Below are 16693 nucleotides of genomic sequence, written 5' to 3'. Positions count from 1 at the left end.
CGCTCGATCTCACAAACACAAGACCTCCCATGGCGAACCAAAAAAGCCCGGCCATGGAGGCCGGGCAGCTACACCCAAAGGAGCAAACAAGGTGTCAGGATCGGGAATTCGCTGAAGCTCAGGCCACCGCAGCCAGCCTGGCCTTGGCCTGGTTGATGCCCTTCTCATGGAAGTCGCCGCTCATGTTCAGGCCTTCGGCATGGATGAAGGTCACATCGTGGATGCCGATAAAGGCCATCACCTGGCGCAGGTAGGGTTCCTGGTGGTCACTGGTGGCACCGGCATGAATGCCGCCACGGGCAGTCAGGACGATCGCGCGCTTGCCGGTCAGCAGGCCTTGCGGGCCGGTCGGGGTGTACTTGAAGGTGATGCCGGCACGCAGCACGTGGTCGAGCCAGGCCTTGAGCGTGCTGGGGATGGTGAAGTTGTACATCGGCGCAGCCATTACCAGCACATCGGCGGCGAGCAATTCATCGGTCAGCGTGTTGGAAAGGGCCAGGGCCTCCAGTTCGGCGGCGCTGCGCTGTTCTTCCGGCTTCATCCAGCCACCCAGCAGGTTGGCGTCCAGGTGCGGCACCGGGGTCACGGCCAGGTCGCGGACGGTGATCTCGTCGGCCGGGTGCGCCGTTTGCCATTGCGCGATGAAGTCTCGGGTCAGTTGGCGGGAAACGGAATCCTGCTGGCGGGCGCTGCTTTCGATGATCAGTACGCGGGACATGGGTGCCTCCATCGGCAAAAAGGGTGCGATTCGATGGAGGTGAGATTAAGGCTTGACCTATCGATAAAAAAGCGTAAAAAGCGGGTTGTATCTATCGATTAATCCGTTTTATTCCGCTTTGCAGTTCAGTGCGATGCGCAACTTGATGATCTGCCGGTTGAACTTGGCCGTCACGTCCGCGCTCTTGCCGGCCGGTACATTGACCCGCCGCACCCGAGGTGCCTCCGGGCCATTGCGGAACGTCACCTTGCAGGCCGCCGGCACTTGCCCATAGTTGTTCAGGGTGATGGCACCGATGTCGTAGGCGGTGTCGTAGGCGTTGTAGTCCAGCTTGACCCCGGTCAGTTCCTTCTCCACGTCGATGGGGTAAGCCATGGCCCCAAGGGGCAGGCACATCAGTATTGCCGCACAACATTTCTTCATGTGGCGCTCTCCTTGAAAGAGCGCAGCTTAGGACAACAGGAGCCAAAGATGAAAGCGCCGCGCGTAACCCTGGATCAGTGGCGAACCCTGCAGGCAGTGGTCGATCACGGGGGGTTTGCCCAGGCCGCCGAAGCGCTGCACCGCTCGCAGTCGTCGGTCAGCTACACCGTGGCGCGCATGCAGGAGCAACTGGGCGTGCCATTGCTGCGCATCGACGGGCGCAAGGCCGTGCTCACCGAAGCCGGCAACGTGCTGCTGCGCCGCTCGCGGCACCTGGTCAAGCAGGCCAGCCAGCTCGAAGACCTGGCCCACCACATGGAACAAGGCTGGGAAGCCGAGGTGCGCGTGGTGGTCGATGCCGCCTACCCCAGCGCCCGCCTGGTACGCGCGTTGGCCGCATTCATGCCGCAGAGCCGCGGATGCCGGGTGCGCTTGCGCGAGGAAGTGCTGTCTGGCGTCGAGGAGGTGATGCACGAAGGCATCGCCGACCTTGCCATCAGCAGCTACAGCATCGGCGGCTATCTGGGCGCTGAACTGAGCGCAGTGGAGTTCGTCGCCGTCGCCCACCCTGAGCACAGCCTGCACCGCCTGGGCCGCGAGCTGACCTTCCAGGACCTGGAGAGCCAGCTGCAGGTGGTGATTCGCGACTCAGGCCGCGCGCAGCCGCGCGATGTCGGTTGGCTCGGCGCCGAGCAGCGCTGGACGGTCGGCAGCCTGGGCACCGCCGCCACGTTTGTCAGCAGCGGCCTGGGCTTTGCCTGGCTGCCACGGCACATGATCGAACGCGAACTGCGCGATGGCGTGCTCAAGCCGTTGCCGCTGGATCAGGGTGGCAGCCGCCACCCACTGTTCTACCCTTTATTCGAGCAAGGAAAAGACCCTGGGCCCGGCCACGCAGATTCTCATCGACCTGCTGCGCAATTTCGACACCGCGCCGCTGGACGTGCCCTTCGCAGCCCCCCCACAAGCCTGAGAGGACCGCGCCGTTGGCCTATTTCGAACACGAAGGATGCTCACTGCACTATCAGGAGTACGGCCAGGGCGAACCCCTGGTGCTGCTGCACGGCCTGGGCTCGAGCAGCCAGGACTGGGAATTGCAGGTACCCGAGCTGAGCCGCCACTACCGGGTGATCCTGATGGACACCCGGGGCCACGGCCGCTCCGACAAGCCCCGCGACGGTTACCAGATCGCCACCTTCAGCGAAGACCTGCTGGCCCTGCTCGAGCACCTGCAGACAGGCCCGGTGCACCTGGTGGGCCTGTCCATGGGTGGCATGGTCGGCTTCCAGTTCGCCGTCGACCATCCGCAATGGCTGCGCAGCCTGTGCATCGTCAACAGTGCCCCCGAGGTCAAGCGGCGCACCCGCAGCGACTGGATCTGGTGGGCCAAGCGCTGGGGCCTGGCGCGCATCCTCAGCATGCAAACGATCGGCAACGGTCTGGCCGAGCGCCTGTTCCCCAAGCCCGGCCAAACCGAGCTGCGGCGCAAGATGGCCCAGCGCTGGGCGCGCAACGACAAGCGCGCCTACCTCAAGAGCTTCGACGCCATCGTCGATTGGGGCGTGCTGGAACGCATCCAGCACATCCACTGTCCCACGCTGGTGATCACCGCCGACCACGATTACACCCCGATACAACTCAAGCAGCGCTATGTCGCCCTGATGCCCAAGGCGACGCTGGCAGTCATCGACGATTCCCGGCACGCTACGCCCCTCGACCAACCCGAGGTCTTCAACCAGACATTGCTGCAATTCCTCGCAGCCGCTTCCACCTCTCAAGGATCTTTGAGCCCATGCTGAAAAAACTCCTGCTCACCGCCTGCTCGGTCGCCTTCGCCACCAGCGTCATGGCTTCCGACAAGACCCCGCACGTCCTGCTGGACACCAGCTTCGGCCAGGTCGAAATCGAGCTCAATGCCGAGAAGGCGCCGGTCAGTACCAAGAACTTCCTCGGCTATGTCGACAGTGGTTTCTACAACAACACCATTTTCCACCGGGTGATCCCGGGGTTCATGGTCCAGGGCGGCGGCTTCACCGACCAGATGGTGCAGAAGTCCACCCATGACCCGATCCGCAACGAAGCCAGCAACGGCCTGCAGAACACCCGCGGCACGCTGTCGATGGCGCGCACCTCCGACCCGAACTCGGCCACCAGCCAGTTCTTCATCAACGTGGCCGACAACGACTTCCTCAACCCGGGCCGCGATGCGGGCTACGCTGTGTTCGGCAAGGTCACCAAGGGCATGGAAGTGGTCGACCAGATCGTCAATTCGCCCACCACCGTCAAGAAAGGCATGCGCGATGTCCCGGCCGATCCGGTGTACATCAAGTCGGCCAAACGCATCGACTGACCGCAGGTTTCACAGGGACGTGAAACCTTCTCAGGTCGGGTAGAACAGGAGTCTTGTCACCCATGCTGTACCGTCGCTTCGAGCAACTGATCGACATCTTTCGCGAAGCCCCGAGCGAATCGCCGCCTACCCAGGTGTGGCCGTTCTACCTGTACTACCTGCGCCAGGTGTGGCCGAGTTTTCTCGCCCTGCTGGTGGTCGGCCTGTTCGCTTCACTGATCGAAGTGGCGATGTTCAGCTACCTGAGCCGCATCATCGACCTCGCCCAGGGCACCCCCAACGCCGACTTCTTCAGCCAGCACAGCGGCGAGCTGATCTGGATGCTGGTGGTGATCCTGCTGCTGCGGCCGATCTTCTTCGGCCTGCATGACCTGCTGGTGCACCAGACCATCAACCCTGGCATGACCAGCCTGATCCGCTGGCAGAACCACACCTATGTGCTCAAGCAGAGCCTGAACTTCTTCCAGAGCGACTTCGCCGGGCGCATCGCCCAGCGCATCATGCAGACCGGCAACTCGCTGCGCGACTCGGCGGTGCAGGCGGTCGATGCACTGTGGCATGTGCTGATCTACGCCATCACCTCGCTGGTGCTGTTTGCCGAGGCCGACTGGCGCCTGATGCTGCCCCTGCTGGCGTGGATCGCCGCCTACATCGCATCGCTGTTCTACTTCGTGCCACGGGTGAAGGAGCGGTCGGTGGTGTCCTCCGACGCGCGCTCCAAGCTGATGGGCCGCATTGTCGACGGCTATACCAATATCGCCACCCTCAAGCTGTTCGCCCACACCGACTACGAGCAGCAGTACGCCCGCGAAGCGATCCGCGAGCAGACCGAAAAAACCCAGCTGGCCTCCCGCGTGGTCACCAGCATGGACGTGGTCATCACCTCCCTCAACGGCCTGCTGGTGGTCGCCACCACCGGCCTTGCCCTGTGGCTGTGGAGCCAGTCGCTGATCACCGTCGGCGCCATCGCCCTGGCCACCGGGCTGGTGATTCGTATCGTCAACATGTCCGGCTGGATCATGTGGGTGGTCAACGGCATCTTCGAGAACATCGGCATGGTCCAGGACGGCCTGCAGACCATCGCCCAGCCGGTCACCGTCACCGACAAGCCCCAGGCACCGGCGCTGAAGGTGAGCCGTGGGGCGGTGCGTTTCGACGATGTCGACTTCCATTACGGCAGGGGCGGCAATGTCATCGAAGGGCTGAACCTGGATATCCGCCCGGGCGAGAAGATCGGCCTGATCGGCCCCTCCGGCGCCGGCAAGTCGACCCTGGTCAACCTGCTGCTGAGGCTCTATGACGTGCAGGGCGGGCGCATCCTGATCGACGGGCAGGACATCGCCGATGTCAGCCAGGCCAGCCTGCGGGCCCAGATCGGCATGATCACCCAGGACACCTCGCTGCTGCATCGTTCGATCCGCGACAACCTGCTCTACGGCCGGCCTGATGCCAGCGAGGCGGCGCTGCAGGAAGCCGTGCGCCGGGCGCGGGCCGACGAGTTCATCCCGATGCTTTCCGATGCCCAGGGGCGCACGGGCTTCGATGCCCATGTCGGCGAGCGCGGGGTCAAGTTGTCAGGCGGCCAGCGCCAGCGCATCGCCATTGCGCGGGTGCTGCTCAAGAATGCACCGATCCTGATCATGGACGAGGCGACATCGGCACTGGATTCGGAGGTGGAAGCGGCGATCCAGGAAAGCCTGGAGACCTTGATGCAGGGCAAGACGGTGATCGCCATCGCCCACCGGCTTTCGACCATTGCCCGGATGGACCGGCTGGTGGTGCTGGACAAGGGGCATATCGTCGAGAGTGGCAGCCACAGCGAGTTGCTGGAGCAGCAGGGGTTGTATGCCCGGTTGTGGCATCACCAGACCGGGGGGTTTGTCGGGGTCGATTGATACCTGTGGGGCCCTATCGCCGGCAAGCCGGCGATAGGGCCCCACAGGTTTCAGCCCTGGCGATAGGGCAACATTCCCCGCGCCTCTTCGGCATACCCCAGGACCCCTTCCCGCTCCTGGCGCAAGAAATCTTCGACTGCCCGCCGCAACCCCGGGTGCAGCAGGTAATGCCAGGACCGCGTCAGCACCGGCTCGAACCCGCGGATCAACTTGTGCTCGCCCTGCGCCCCGGCATCGAAGCGCTGCAGCCCTTCGGCAATCGCAAAGTCCATGCCTTGGTAGAAGCAAGTCTCGAAGTGCAGCCGGTCGAACTCATCCAGGCAACCCCAGTAACGTCCGAACAAACTGTCGCCACCCACCAGGCTCAGGGCCATCGCCACATCGCGCCCACCCTGGCGGGCCATCACTACCCTGACTGACTCGGGCATGCGTTCGGCCAGCAGGCTGAAGAATTCGCGGGTCAGGTACGGCGACCGCCTGCGCACGGCATAGGTGTTGGCGTAGCACAGGTAGATGAAATCCCATTGGGCCTCATCCAGTTCATCGCCACGGTACCAACGAAAATCGATGCCCTGCCCGGCCACCTGCTCGCGCTCCTTGCGCATCTGCTTGCGCTTGCGTGAGCTCAGGCTGTCGAGGAAGTCCTGGAAATCGCGGTAGCCTTGGTTGCGCCAGTGGAACTGGCAACCCAGACGTTCCATCCAGCCTGGCAGGCCGGCCATCTGCGCGTCGAGGCTGGCGTCGGTGAAGTTGATATGCGCACCGGAGAGCCCGCCCTTGCCCAGGTACTCCGGCAATGCCTGCAACAGCAACAGGCCATCGGCAGGTTCGGCAGCCAGCAAGCGTGGGCCGCTGACCGGGCTGAACGGCACCGCCCCGAGCAACTTGGGGTAATAGGCGATGCCGGCACGCGCGCAGGCATCGGCCCAACCCTGGTCGAACACATATTCGCCATACGAATGCCACTTGCGGTAGGCCGGCAGCAACGCCCGCACCTGCCCTTCACGCTCCAGCACCAGGTGTTCGGCGGCCCAACCGCCCGCGGGCGCCACGCTGCCACTGTCTTCCAGGGCACTGAGAAAGGCATGGCGCAGGAAAGGCTGGCCATCGGGTACCAGGGCGTCCCAGGTCGCCGTAGGCAGGTCACGCAGGTGGGCAAGGCTGTAGAGGCTGGTCACGGTATCGACTCTTCGTTGAACGCCGCCAGTATTGCGGAAGGAACCTTTGTTACTCAATTACTTAACCGCAGCGCCACTAATTCGACATCGTTCTGTCATTCGCCCTCGCAATACTTGCGCCTGTTTTTCGGAACCCCAGAACCTGTCTATTCAGGCCCTTTCCGAGGACATGCCAAGATGGGGCGGGCGCTGAGCCTCCCCGATATTTATCAGTAGGGAGAACCTTATGCGTCTTGTTTCCACACTTACCGGAGTGAGCCTCACCGGCATGATGCTGGCTCTGAGTACTCCGGCCAGTGCAGCTGTTGACGCCAAGCTGCTCGAAATGCTCCGCGCCAATGGCTCGATCAACCAGGCGCAGTACACCGAGCTGCAGGGCGATCTGGCCAAGGAAGCCAAGGAAAAAGCCGACCAGAAGGCTCAATCCGACCGCATGAGCGCCTTCGAACAGAAAGTGGCATGGGCCGCCAAGACCCAGATCAAGGGTGATGTGCGCCTGCGCTACGAAGACGTCAACGTCGACAACCCGAACTCCCGCAGCGGCAACCAGGACCGTGAACGTGTGCGTGCCCGCGTCGGCTTCTACAGCGAGATCAACCCGCAGGTCGACGCCGGCGTGCGCGTGGCCACCGGCAGCAGCGCCGATGCCCGCTCGACCAACCAGAGCCTGGACAACTATTTCGAGAAGAAAACGCTGTGGCTGGACCTGGCCTACCTCGACTGGCACCCCACTGCCCTGCCGAACCTGCACCTGATCGGCGGCAAGATGTTGCAGCCGTGGGTGAGCATGGGGGACATCATCTGGGACAGCGACATCAACCCCGAAGGCGTGGCCGTCACCTACAAGACCAACCTCGGCCCGGCCGAAGTGTTCGGCAGCGCCGGCCATTACAACCTGAAGGACAACGTCGACGGCGACGGTGTGCAGTACAAGCATGACGCGCAGCTGTACCACGGCCAGCTGGGCACCAAGTTCGATGTCGCCGATACCGTCAAGCTCACCGTCGGTGCCAGCCTCTACGCCTACGACAACGACGAAGACTCGGCTGCACTGCGTTCGCTGGGCAACACCACCGACCAGTTCAACCTGGTCGAAGGCTTCGGCCAGCTGGACTTCACCGGCTTCGCCATCCCGCTGTCGGCCTATGGCCAGTACGTCAAGAACACCCAGAGCACCGACGGCAAGGACATTGGCTGGCTGGCGGGCCTGAAAAGCAAAGTGGGCGCCTGGAGCCTGGACTACAACTACCGCGACGTGCAGCGTAACGCGGTGGTCAGCCTGTTCACCGACTCCGACTTCGGCAACGGCTTCACCGGTTCCCGCGGTCACAAGTTCAAGGTTGGCTACGAGATCGACAAGAACTTCGCCCTGGGTGCGACCTACCTGATGGCCAAGACCGACTACTCCAACCTGCCGAACAGCGATGCTGACGTAGACACGCTGCAGGTGGACCTGGAAGCCAAGTTCTAAGCGACAACTCCTCTGCTTCGCATTGAGGCGGGAAATGCCGACCCCATCCGGCGTTTCCTGCCTTTTTTTGTCTGGCAGAAATGCAGCGGCCCCATCGCCGGCAAGCCGGCTCCCACAGGTATTGTGGGGTACCTGTGGGAGCCGGCTTGCCGGCGATGGGGCCGACGCTATCTGTCAGCGCTTGCGCAGAATCACGCTACCAATCGAATACCCAGCGCCAAACGAGCTCAACACCCCCAGCGCGCCCTTGGCCAGATCATCCTGGTACAAGTGGAAGGCAATCACCGACCCCGCCGAACTGGTATTGGCATACCGGTCGAGAATCACCGGCGCATCTTCCTCTGCCACTTCACGCCCCAGCAGTTTCTTCACGATCAGGTGGTTCATGCTCAGGTTGGCCTGGTGCAGCCAGAAGCGCTTGACGTCGGACGGCTGCAGGTCGTTCTCGCCCAGGTGCTTGCCGATCAGTTCGGCGACCATCGGGCAGACTTCCTTGAACACCTTGCGCCCTTCCTGCACGAACAGCTTGTCGCGCGCGCCGATGCCCTCTTCCGCCGTGCGGTTGAGGAAGCCGAAATTGTTGCGGATGTTGTTGGAGAACGCCGTCTTCAACTTGGTGCCGACGATGTCGAACTGGTGCGTCGAGGTTGCCAGGTCGGCACGCTCGACCAGTACCGCAGTGGCGGCGTCACCGAAGATGAAGTGGCTGTCGCGGTCACGGAAATTCAGGTGCCCGGTGCAGATCTCCGGGCTGACCACCAGCAGCGCCCGGGCCTGCCCCAGTTGCACGCTGTTGGCGGCCGTCTGGATGCCGAAGGTGGCCGACGAGCAGGCCACGTTCATGTCGAAGGCGAAACCTTCGATCCCCAAGGCTTGCTGCACCTCGATGGCAATGGCGGGGTACGGACGCTGCAGGTTGGAACAGGCGACGATCACCCCGTCGACATCGGCAGCGGTCCGGCCGGCGCGCTCCAGCGCCTGGCGAGCGGCGGCCACGCCCATCTCGCAGAGGATCGACTGCTGGTCATTGGAGCGCTCTGGCAAACGCGGTTTCATGCGCTGCGGATCGAGGATGCCGGCCTTGTCCATGACGAAGCGGTTCTTGATGCCCGATGCCTTTTCGATGAAGGCCACATCGGACAGCGGCGCGGCCTCGATCTCGCCGCGCTCGATGGCGGCGGCGTTATCACGATTGAACTGCTGCGACCAGATGTTGAAGGACTCCACCAGTTCTTCGTTGGAAATGCTTTGGGCCGGGGTATACAGGCCGGTGCCGCTGATCACGACGTTGTGCACGGTGGTTCCTCTGGTCTAAGGCCATCGCATGGGCGCTGGCCGGAATAATGGCACTTTAGTACCAACTTTGAATCGAGGACCTGCCCCTGTAGGAGCGGGCTTGCCCGCGATGGGCCGCAAAGCGGCCCCGAATTGCGTCAATATTGCCACAACTTCAGCCGATTAGGCTTCTACCTGCGACCACTGTTTGCTGAGGCGTTTATCGGAAATCGGCACCTTGGTACCCAGCTGTTGCGCAAACAACGACACCCGATACTCTTCCAGCAACCAACGGTAAAGGGTCAGCTGCTCATCGCGCTTGCCCTCCTGGGCATGCTTGTCGGCACGGGCCTTGTACTGCGCCCAGAGGTTGCCCAGCTCACCGCTCCACACCCGGTCCTTCTGCACCTGTGCGCCGAGTTTTTCCAGGCGCAGTTCTACCGCCTTCAGGTAGCGTGGCAACTCCTTGAACCAGTCGCTCGGCGTCTCGCGCACGAAGCCTGGATAGACCAGATTGGCCAGCTGCTGCTTGATATCGTTGAGGGCCACGGCCTGGCTCAAATCGATCTTGCCCTTGAAGCGCTTCTGCAGGCCATGCCACAGCTTGAGCACTTCCAGGGTCTGCCTGGCCAGGCGCTCGGCATGTTCGGCCCAGCTGCCACGCTTGCGTTCAGCCAGCCCGGCCAATGCCGCGCCATCGCGTGGCAGGCTCGTTTCGCCTTCGAGGATGCAGGTGTCCAGGCTGGCCAGCAGGATGTCCTCGACCAAGGCTTCGACACGCCCCAGTTCACGGTACCGCAGGCCCAGCTCGGTCAGCCCCGGCAGCTTGCCGCGCAGGAACTTGGCCGGATCTGCCAACTGCTGCAGCAGCAGGCGCTGCAGCGCGCGGCGGTGCTGGAACTCGGCCTCGGCCTGGGTCGAGAATCGCCCCTCACGGACACTGCCGCTCTCCTCAACCAACGCCGGATACACCGTCATCGACAACCCGGCGATCTTCTGCTGGGCCGTCTGTTTCACCTCGCTGAAGGCCTTGGCCTGCACCGGCTGATCGCTTTTCTCGTTGCGCGGCACCGCCAACGCCGCCTGGCTGGCGGCAGCGAAGCGTGCGGTCAGCTCGGCCAGGTCACGGCCCTCGCCGAGGAACTTGCCCTGGCCGTCGACCACTTCGATGTTCATCCGCAAGTGGCCCTCTACCAGGCCGATGGATTCTGCCCAGGCCTCGTCGGACACGCGTGCACCGGTCATGCGCAGCAGCTCCTGGCCCAGCGCCTGGGGCAGTGCGCCCTGGCCGAAGGTCATGCGCGCCAGCGCGGCCTTGACGAAATCCGGTACCGGCACGAAGTTCTTGCGCAGGGCCTTTGGCAAGTTGCGCACCAGGGCCACGCACTTGGCCTCCAGCAGGCCGGGCACCAGCCACTCCAGGCGCTCGCCCGGCAGGCTCGGCAACAACGGCGCCGGCACCCGCACGGTGACACCGTCACGCGCATGGCCAGGCTCGAAGTGGTAACTCAAGGGCAGGCGCAGCTCCCCCACCTGCAGGCTGTCGGGGTATTGCGCGGCGGTGACTTCGCTGGCCTCGCGGGCCAGCACGTCTTCCTCGCGCATGATCAGCAGGTTGGCATCCTTCTGGCTACCCATGCGGTACCAGCTGTCGAAGGTCGCGGTCTGGTGGATCTCGGCCGGCAGGCGTGCTTCGTAGAAGGCGTAGAGGGTTTCCTCATCGGCCAGGATATCGCGACGACGGGCCTTGGCCTCCAGCTCGTCGAGCGCTTCGAGCAGGCGCTTGTTGGCCGCCAGGCACTTGGCCCGCGACTGGATCTCGCCACCGACCAGCCCTTCGCGGATGAACAGCTCGCGCGAGGTGACCGGGTCGATCGGCCCGAAGTGGACCGGGCGACGCCCGACCAGGATCAATCCGTACAGGGTGATCTGCTCGTAGGCCACCACTTGCCCGCGCTTTTTCTCCCAGTGCGGCTCGAAGTGGTTCTTCTTCACCAGGTGCCCGGCCAGCGGCTCGATCCAGTCGGGTTCGATCTTGGCGACCATGCGCGCATACAGCTTGGTGGTCTCGACCAGCTCGGCAGCCATCAGCCACTGCGGCCGCTTGCGGCCGATGCCCGACGACGGGTGCACCCAGAAGCGGCGCTGACGCGCGCCCTGGTAGTCGCCCTCTTCGGCCTTGTGACCGATCTGGCTGAGCAGGCCGCTGAGAATGGCCTTGTGCATCTTCTGGTAGTCGGACGGTTCCTTGTTGACCGTCAGCTGCAGGTCACGGCAGATCAGCGCCAGCTGGCGATGGGCATCGCGCCACTCGCGCAGGCGCAGGTAGTTGAGGAAATTCTTCCGGCACCAGTTGCGCAGCGGGTTGGCGGTCAGCGCCTGGCGCTGCTCCTCGAAGCCGCGCCACAGGTTCACCAGTGCGGCGAAATCGGAATCGACGTCCTTCCACTGCGCATGCGCCTGGTCGGCGGCCTGCTGGCGCTCCGGCGGGCGCTCGCGCGGGTCTTGCACCGACAGTGCACTGGCCACGATCAGCACTTCCTGCAGGCTGCCCTGGCGGGCACCTTCAAGCAGCATGCGGCCCATCCGCGGGTCGATCGGCAAGCGCGCCAGCTGGCGGCCGAGTGGGGTCAGCTGGTTCTCGCGGTTGACCGCCGACAGCTCCTGCAGCAGGTTGAAACCGTCGCTGATAGCCTTGCCATCCGGCGGCTCGATGAACGGGAAGGCGTCGATCGCTCCCAGGCGCAGGTGCAGCATCTGCAGGATCACCGCCGCCAGGTTGGTGCGCAGGATCTCGGGGTCGGTGAACGCCGGCCGGCCGTTGAAATCCTCTTCGCTGTACAGGCGGATGCAGATGCCGGGTTCGACCCGGCCGCATCGGCCCTTACGCTGGTTGGCGCTGGCCTGGGACACCGCCTCGATCGGCAGGCGCTGAACCTTGGCGCGGTAGCTGTAGCGGCTGATGCGCGCGGTGCCGGTGTCGATCACATAGCGGATACCAGGCACGGTCAGCGAGGTTTCGGCGACGTTGGTCGCCAGGACCACGCGCCGTCCGCTGTGCGACTGGAAGATGCGCTGCTGCTCGGCCGGTGACAGGCGGGCATACAGTGGCAGGATCTCGGTATGGCGCAGCTGCGCCTTGCGCAGGATCTCGGCGGCGTCGCGAATCTCCCGCTCACCGGGCAGGAACACCAGCACATCGCCGGGGCCCTTGCCCTCGCTGCGCTCGTGGTGGGCGATCTCGTCGAGGCTGGCAAGGATCGCCTGGTCGACGGTGAGGTCGTCCTCGACCTGGTTGCCCTCTTCGTCCTGTTCGCTGGTCAGCGGGCGGTACCAGGTGTCTACCGGGTAGGTACGGCCGGACACCTCGATGATCGGCGCGTCATCGAAGTGCTTGGAGAAGCGCTCCAGGTCGATGGTCGCCGAGGTGATGATCAACTTCAGGTCCGGCCGGCGGTGCAGCAGGGTCTTGAGATAGCCGAGGAGGAAATCGATGTTCAGGCTGCGCTCATGCGCCTCGTCGACGATGATCGTGTCGTAGCGTTCGAGGAGGCGGTCATGCTGGGTCTCGGCCAGCAGGATGCCGTCGGTCATCAGCTTGACCAGGGTGTTGGCATCGCTCTGGTCTTCGAAACGCACCTGGTAACCGACCAGCCCTCCGAGTGGCGTGCCCAGCTCCTCGGCCACCCGCGCCGCGACGCTGCGCGCGGCAATGCGCCGTGGCTGGGTGTGGGCGATCAGGCCATGGCTGCCGCGACCCAGCTCCAGACAGATCTTGGGCAACTGGGTGGTCTTGCCCGAGCCGGTTTCGCCGGCAATCACCAGCACCTGGTTTTCTGCCAGCGCCTTCTTGATTTCGTCGCGCTTGGCGGCGATCGGCAGGCTGTCGTCGTAGCGGATGGTCGGCACGCTATGCTGGCGCGCAGTGACCTGGGCACAGGATGCCTGGACCTTCTCCACCCACTGCGCCAGCTTCGCCTCGTCCGGGCGCTTGCGCAGTTCATGGATCTGCCGGCGCAGGCGGTGGCGGTCGGCGATCATGGCGTGGTCGAGGTTTTGCAGCAGTTTGTCGATGGCGTGGTCAGTCATGGGGCTTTTTAGTGATGCAGGTGGGCCTGCTTTTCATGATCGGCATTCGAAGGATGCGCGATTGTCGCAGATTTGCCGGTTGTTTGCTGTCTGTGCCGGCCCTGTCGCCAGCAAGCTGGCTCCCACAGGAACGTCACCGGATGCAAAAACATGTAGGAGCCGGCTTGCCGGCGATGAGGCCAGAGGCAACATCGGGAATGTTTAGCCAAGTGCGATATGAAGGTTGCCATTCACTGCTTTAATCAACATTACGCCCCGTGTGAGTATCGAAGGCATGATTCCCGCCCCGACCATCGCCCCGCCGCTGTCCCGCCCTTCGCTGCCGAAGGCTCGGACCCGCGCCGGTGAAAATCCGCTGGTCCATGTCATTCTCGCCTTCTGGGCCCTGTGGCACTGCCGTCACGCGCGCCCACCGGACACCTCGCTCACGCCAGTCTGACCAGACCCGGCCTCCATCTGGCCGATTGACTCAGCCGGACCGCAACCAAGCGGCGGTCCTGTGTGCCCACGAGCGTATCCATCATGCACTTTGCATCCGTAGAGCAAGCCAGCCGTTTCCTCGCCGACAACCCCGATATCGAACTGTTCGAACTGTTCATCCTCGACGCCAACGGCGTACCCCGCGGCAAGTTGCTGCACCGCGAGGAACTGCTGGCGGTGTACCAGAGCGGTCGCCCGCTGCCCAGCACCATCCTGGGCCTGACCCTCAATGGCGATGACGTGGAGAACTCCGGCCTGGTCTGGGACGTCGGCGACATCGACTGCCGCGCCTATCCCCTGGACGGCAGCCTGGTGCGCCTGCCCTGGCGCCGTGTACCGACCGCCGCCGTGCAAGTCAGCATGCACCCCAGCGAAGGCCTGCCGGCCAGCGTCGCCGACCCGCGCCACGTGCTGCTGCGCACCGTCGAAGCCCTGAAGGCCGACGGCTACCATCCGGTGATGGCCTGTGAGCTGGAATTCTACCTGCTCGACCAGAAGCGCGATGCCCAAGGCCGCCCGCAACCGGCCCTGGACAATGACGGCGGCCGTCCGCGCAGCACCCAGGTCTATGGCCTGCGCGAACTGGAGCAGATCGAACCGTTCCTCGCCGACCTCTACGCCGCCTGCAAGGCCCAGGGCATCCCGGCCCGCACGGCGATCTCCGAGTACGCCCCGGGCCAGGTGGAAATCACCCTGGAACATGGCGATGCGCTGGAGGCCATGGACCAGGCCGTGCGCTACAAGCGCCTGGTCAAAGGCGTGGCCCATGCCCATGGCATGCAGGCCTGTTTCATGGCCAAGCCCTTCGCGCAGCTGGCCGGTACCGGCATGCACATGCACCTGAGCTTGGCCGACAGCGCCGGCAACAACCTGTTCGCCAGCGAAGACAAGGCCGGCACCCCGCTGCTGCGCCAGGCAGTGGCCGGCATGTTGCGCCACCTGCGCGACTCGCTGCTGCTGTTCTGCCCCAACGCCAACTCGTTCCGCCGTTTCCAGGCCAACAGCTACGCGCCGCTGGCCCCGACCTGGGGCGTCGACAACCGCACGGTCAGCCTTCGCGTGCCTGGCGGGCCGGCCAACAGCCGCCATGTGGAGCACCGTATCTGCGGTGCCGATGCCAACCCGTACCTGGCTGCGGCGGCAATCCTCGCCGCCAGCCACCGCGGCATCCGCGAACAGCTCGACCCGGGCGCACCGGTGCAAGGCAATGGCTACGCCCAGGCCACCGAACATCTGCCCACCGATTGGCTGACTGCCCTGGACGCGCTGGAGCGCTCGGAATGGGCCAGGGAAGCGCTCGGCCAGGACTTCCTCGGGGTGTACCTGAAGGTCAAGCGCGCCGAGTACCGCCAGTTCATGGCCGAAGTCAGCGAACAGGACTGGCGCTGGTACCTGCACCAGGCCTGAGCCCTACCCTATCTAACAAGGAATACCCATGAACGCAGCATTCAACAACGGCCCGGCCCAGCGCGCGCCGTCCTATTACAGCGCCTCGCTCAACGACACTACCGAATACTCACAGCTCAAGGGCACCGTGCAGGTCGACGTGGCCATCATCGGCGGCGGCTTCACCGGCGTGGCCACTGCCGTGGAGCTGGCCGAGCGTGGCCTCAAGGTGGCGATAGTCGAAACCAACCGCATCGGCTGGGGGGCCAGCGGGCGCAATGGCGGGCAGGTCACCGGCAGCCTGTCGGGTGATGAGGCCATGCGCACCCAGATGCGCCAGCGCTTGGGAAGCGAGGTCGACGACTTCATCTGGCACCTGCGCTGGCGCGGGCACCAGATCATCGAGCAGCGGGTCGAGCGCTATGGCATCGATTGCGACCTCAAGCGCGGCCACCTGCACGCCGCGATGAAGCCCTCGCACATGAATGAGCTGCGCAGCTTCGAGGCCGAGGCGCAGCGACGCGGCATGGGCGAGCAGGTGCAACTGCTCGACCGCGCAGCCGTCGCCAATCATCTGCAGAGCCCGTTGTACCTGGGCGCGCTGAAGAACCTGCGCAACCTGCACCTGCACCCGCTCAACCTGTGCCTCGGCGAAGCCCGCGCCGCCCACAGCCTGGGCGCGCTGATCTTCGAAAATTCCGAAGTGCTGGACATCGTCCATGGCCCGCGCCCGGCGGTGGTCACTGCCCACGGCCGCATCGAGGCACGCCAGGTGATGCTGGCCGGCGACGTCTACCACAAGCTGGAAAAGCGCCAGCTCAAGGGCAAGATCTTCCCGGCCATGGGCGGCATCGTCACCACGGCGCCGCTGGGTGAGCTGGCCGAGCAGATCAACCCCCAGGACCTGGCGGTGTACGACTGCCGTTTCGTCCTCGACTACTACCGCCTGACCGCCGACAAGCGCCTGCTGTTCGGCGGCGGCGCCAACTACTCGGGCAAGGACTCACGCGATATCGAAGGTGAGCTGCGTCCGTGCATCGAACGCACGTTCCCGGCGCTCAAGGGCGTGCCGATCGAGTTCCAGTGGAGCTGCGCGATGGGCATCGTGGTCAACCGCATCCCGCAACTGGGCAAGCTGTCGGACAATGTCTGGTACTGCCAGGGGTACTCGGGGCATGGCATCGCCACCAGCCACATCATGGGCGAGATCATGGCCGAGGCCTTGACCGGAACGCTGGAGAAGTTCGATACCTTTGCCGCGTGCAAGCACATCAAGGTGCCGATGGGGGACCTGCTGGGGAATCCGCTGTTGGCGGCGGGGATGTGGTACTACCAGATGCTGGAAAAACTGCGCTGATATCGATGGCCCTAACGTCGGCAAGCCGGCTCCCACATCGGGTTTGTACAACCCATGTGGGAGCCGGCTTG

At 64.3% G+C, this 16693-nt stretch carries 11 protein-coding genes and 1 pseudogene; 7 read left to right on the top strand and 5 right to left on the bottom strand.

The genetic code is table 11. From position 1 onward, the window contains the following. Nucleotides 1–118: 118 nt before the first annotated feature. Entirely contained in the window at nt 119–718 is a 600-nt protein-coding gene (locus PPL01S_RS20505; RefSeq protein WP_016391847.1) for an FMN-dependent NADH-azoreductase, read from the bottom strand. Nucleotides 719–826: 108 nt separating this feature from the next. Beyond that, nucleotides 827–1141, bottom strand: a complete 315-nt coding sequence (locus tag PPL01S_RS20500) for a hypothetical protein (protein ID WP_016391848.1) — start codon at nt 1139–1141, stop codon at nt 827–829. A 48-nt stretch (nt 1142–1189) separates the two neighbouring features. On the opposite strand from PPL01S_RS20500, the pseudogene PPL01S_RS20495 reads away from it, so the two are divergent. The 4 genes and pseudogenes from PPL01S_RS20495 (at nt 1190) to PPL01S_RS20480 (ending at nt 5386) form a co-directional block, all read left to right on the top strand. Next, nucleotides 1190–2114: pseudogene (locus PPL01S_RS20495) on the top strand (LysR family transcriptional regulator). Between the two features lie 13 nt (nt 2115–2127). Next, nucleotides 2128–2940, top strand: coding sequence for an alpha/beta fold hydrolase (locus tag PPL01S_RS20490; RefSeq protein WP_016391850.1), 813 nt, complete (start codon nt 2128–2130; stop codon nt 2938–2940). After that, a complete protein-coding gene (locus PPL01S_RS20485) occupies nt 2934–3491 on the top strand; it encodes a peptidylprolyl isomerase A (protein WP_016391851.1) in 558 nt (185 codons plus the stop codon). The genes PPL01S_RS20490 and PPL01S_RS20485 overlap by 7 nt, the downstream gene beginning before the upstream one ends. Nucleotides 3492–3553: 62 nt before the next feature. Continuing rightward, nucleotides 3554–5386, top strand: a complete 1833-nt coding sequence (locus tag PPL01S_RS20480) for an ABC transporter ATP-binding protein (RefSeq protein ID WP_016391852.1) — start codon at nt 3554–3556, stop codon at nt 5384–5386. 50 nt (nt 5387–5436) lie between these two features. Here PPL01S_RS20480 and PPL01S_RS20475 read toward each other — a convergent pair whose 3' ends face one another. Further along, complete coding sequence (locus PPL01S_RS20475; RefSeq protein ID WP_016391853.1) at nt 5437–6564, bottom strand: GNAT family N-acetyltransferase; 1128 nt, start codon at nt 6562–6564, stop codon at nt 5437–5439. A gap of 226 nt (nt 6565–6790) precedes the next feature. Between PPL01S_RS20475 and PPL01S_RS20470 the strand changes: the two genes are divergently transcribed. Continuing rightward, nucleotides 6791–8035, top strand: a complete 1245-nt coding sequence (locus PPL01S_RS20470; protein ID WP_028625170.1) for a putative porin — start codon at nt 6791–6793, stop codon at nt 8033–8035. Nucleotides 8036–8209: 174 nt separating this feature from the next. Here PPL01S_RS20470 and PPL01S_RS20465 read toward each other — a convergent pair whose 3' ends face one another. Next, on the bottom strand, nt 8210–9331 hold the full coding sequence (locus tag PPL01S_RS20465) for a beta-ketoacyl-ACP synthase III (protein WP_028625171.1): 1122 nt from the start codon (nt 9329–9331) through the stop codon (nt 8210–8212). Between the two features lie 162 nt (nt 9332–9493). Next, entirely contained in the window at nt 9494–13399 is a 3906-nt protein-coding gene (hrpA, locus tag PPL01S_RS20460; protein ID WP_028625172.1) for an ATP-dependent RNA helicase HrpA, read from the bottom strand. Between the two features lie 522 nt (nt 13400–13921). On the opposite strand from hrpA, the gene PPL01S_RS20455 reads away from it, so the two are divergent. Both PPL01S_RS20455 and PPL01S_RS20450 read left to right on the top strand, forming a co-directional pair. Continuing rightward, nucleotides 13922–15286: a glutamine synthetase family protein gene (locus PPL01S_RS20455; protein ID WP_016391858.1), complete on the top strand. Its 1365-nt coding sequence runs from the start codon at nt 13922–13924 to the stop codon at nt 15284–15286. Between the two features lie 28 nt (nt 15287–15314). Next, entirely contained in the window at nt 15315–16622 is a 1308-nt protein-coding gene (locus PPL01S_RS20450) for an NAD(P)/FAD-dependent oxidoreductase (RefSeq protein WP_016391859.1), read from the top strand. The last annotated feature ends 71 nt before the right edge of the window (nt 16623–16693 follow it).

The sequence above is a fragment of the Pseudomonas plecoglossicida NBRC 103162 = DSM 15088 genome, assembly GCF_000730665.1.
In the GTDB taxonomy this organism is placed as follows: Bacteria; Pseudomonadota; Gammaproteobacteria; order Pseudomonadales; family Pseudomonadaceae; genus Aquipseudomonas; species Aquipseudomonas plecoglossicida.
This window is presented reverse-complemented; position numbering and strand designations above follow the sequence as displayed.

Excerpts from the sequence above, each read along its gene's own strand:
- PPL01S_RS20505 (WP_016391847.1), bottom strand. The coding sequence starts at position 718 with ATGTCCCGCGTACTGATCATCGAAAGCAGCGCCCGCCAGCAGGATTCC.
- PPL01S_RS20500 (WP_016391848.1), bottom strand. The coding sequence starts at position 1,141 with ATGAAGAAATGTTGTGCGGCAATACTGATGTGCCTGCCCCTTGGGGCC.
- PPL01S_RS20485 (WP_016391851.1), top strand. The coding sequence starts at position 2,934 with ATGCTGAAAAAACTCCTGCTCACCGCCTGCTCGGTCGCCTTCGCCACC.
- PPL01S_RS20480 (WP_016391852.1), top strand. The coding sequence starts at position 3,554 with ATGCTGTACCGTCGCTTCGAGCAACTGATCGACATCTTTCGCGAAGCC.
- PPL01S_RS20470 (WP_028625170.1), top strand. The coding sequence starts at position 6,791 with ATGCGTCTTGTTTCCACACTTACCGGAGTGAGCCTCACCGGCATGATG.
- hrpA (WP_028625172.1), bottom strand. The coding sequence starts at position 13,399 with ATGACTGACCACGCCATCGACAAACTGCTGCAAAACCTCGACCACGCC.
- PPL01S_RS20455 (WP_016391858.1), top strand. The coding sequence starts at position 13,922 with ATGCACTTTGCATCCGTAGAGCAAGCCAGCCGTTTCCTCGCCGACAAC.
- PPL01S_RS20450 (WP_016391859.1), top strand. The coding sequence starts at position 15,315 with ATGAACGCAGCATTCAACAACGGCCCGGCCCAGCGCGCGCCGTCCTAT.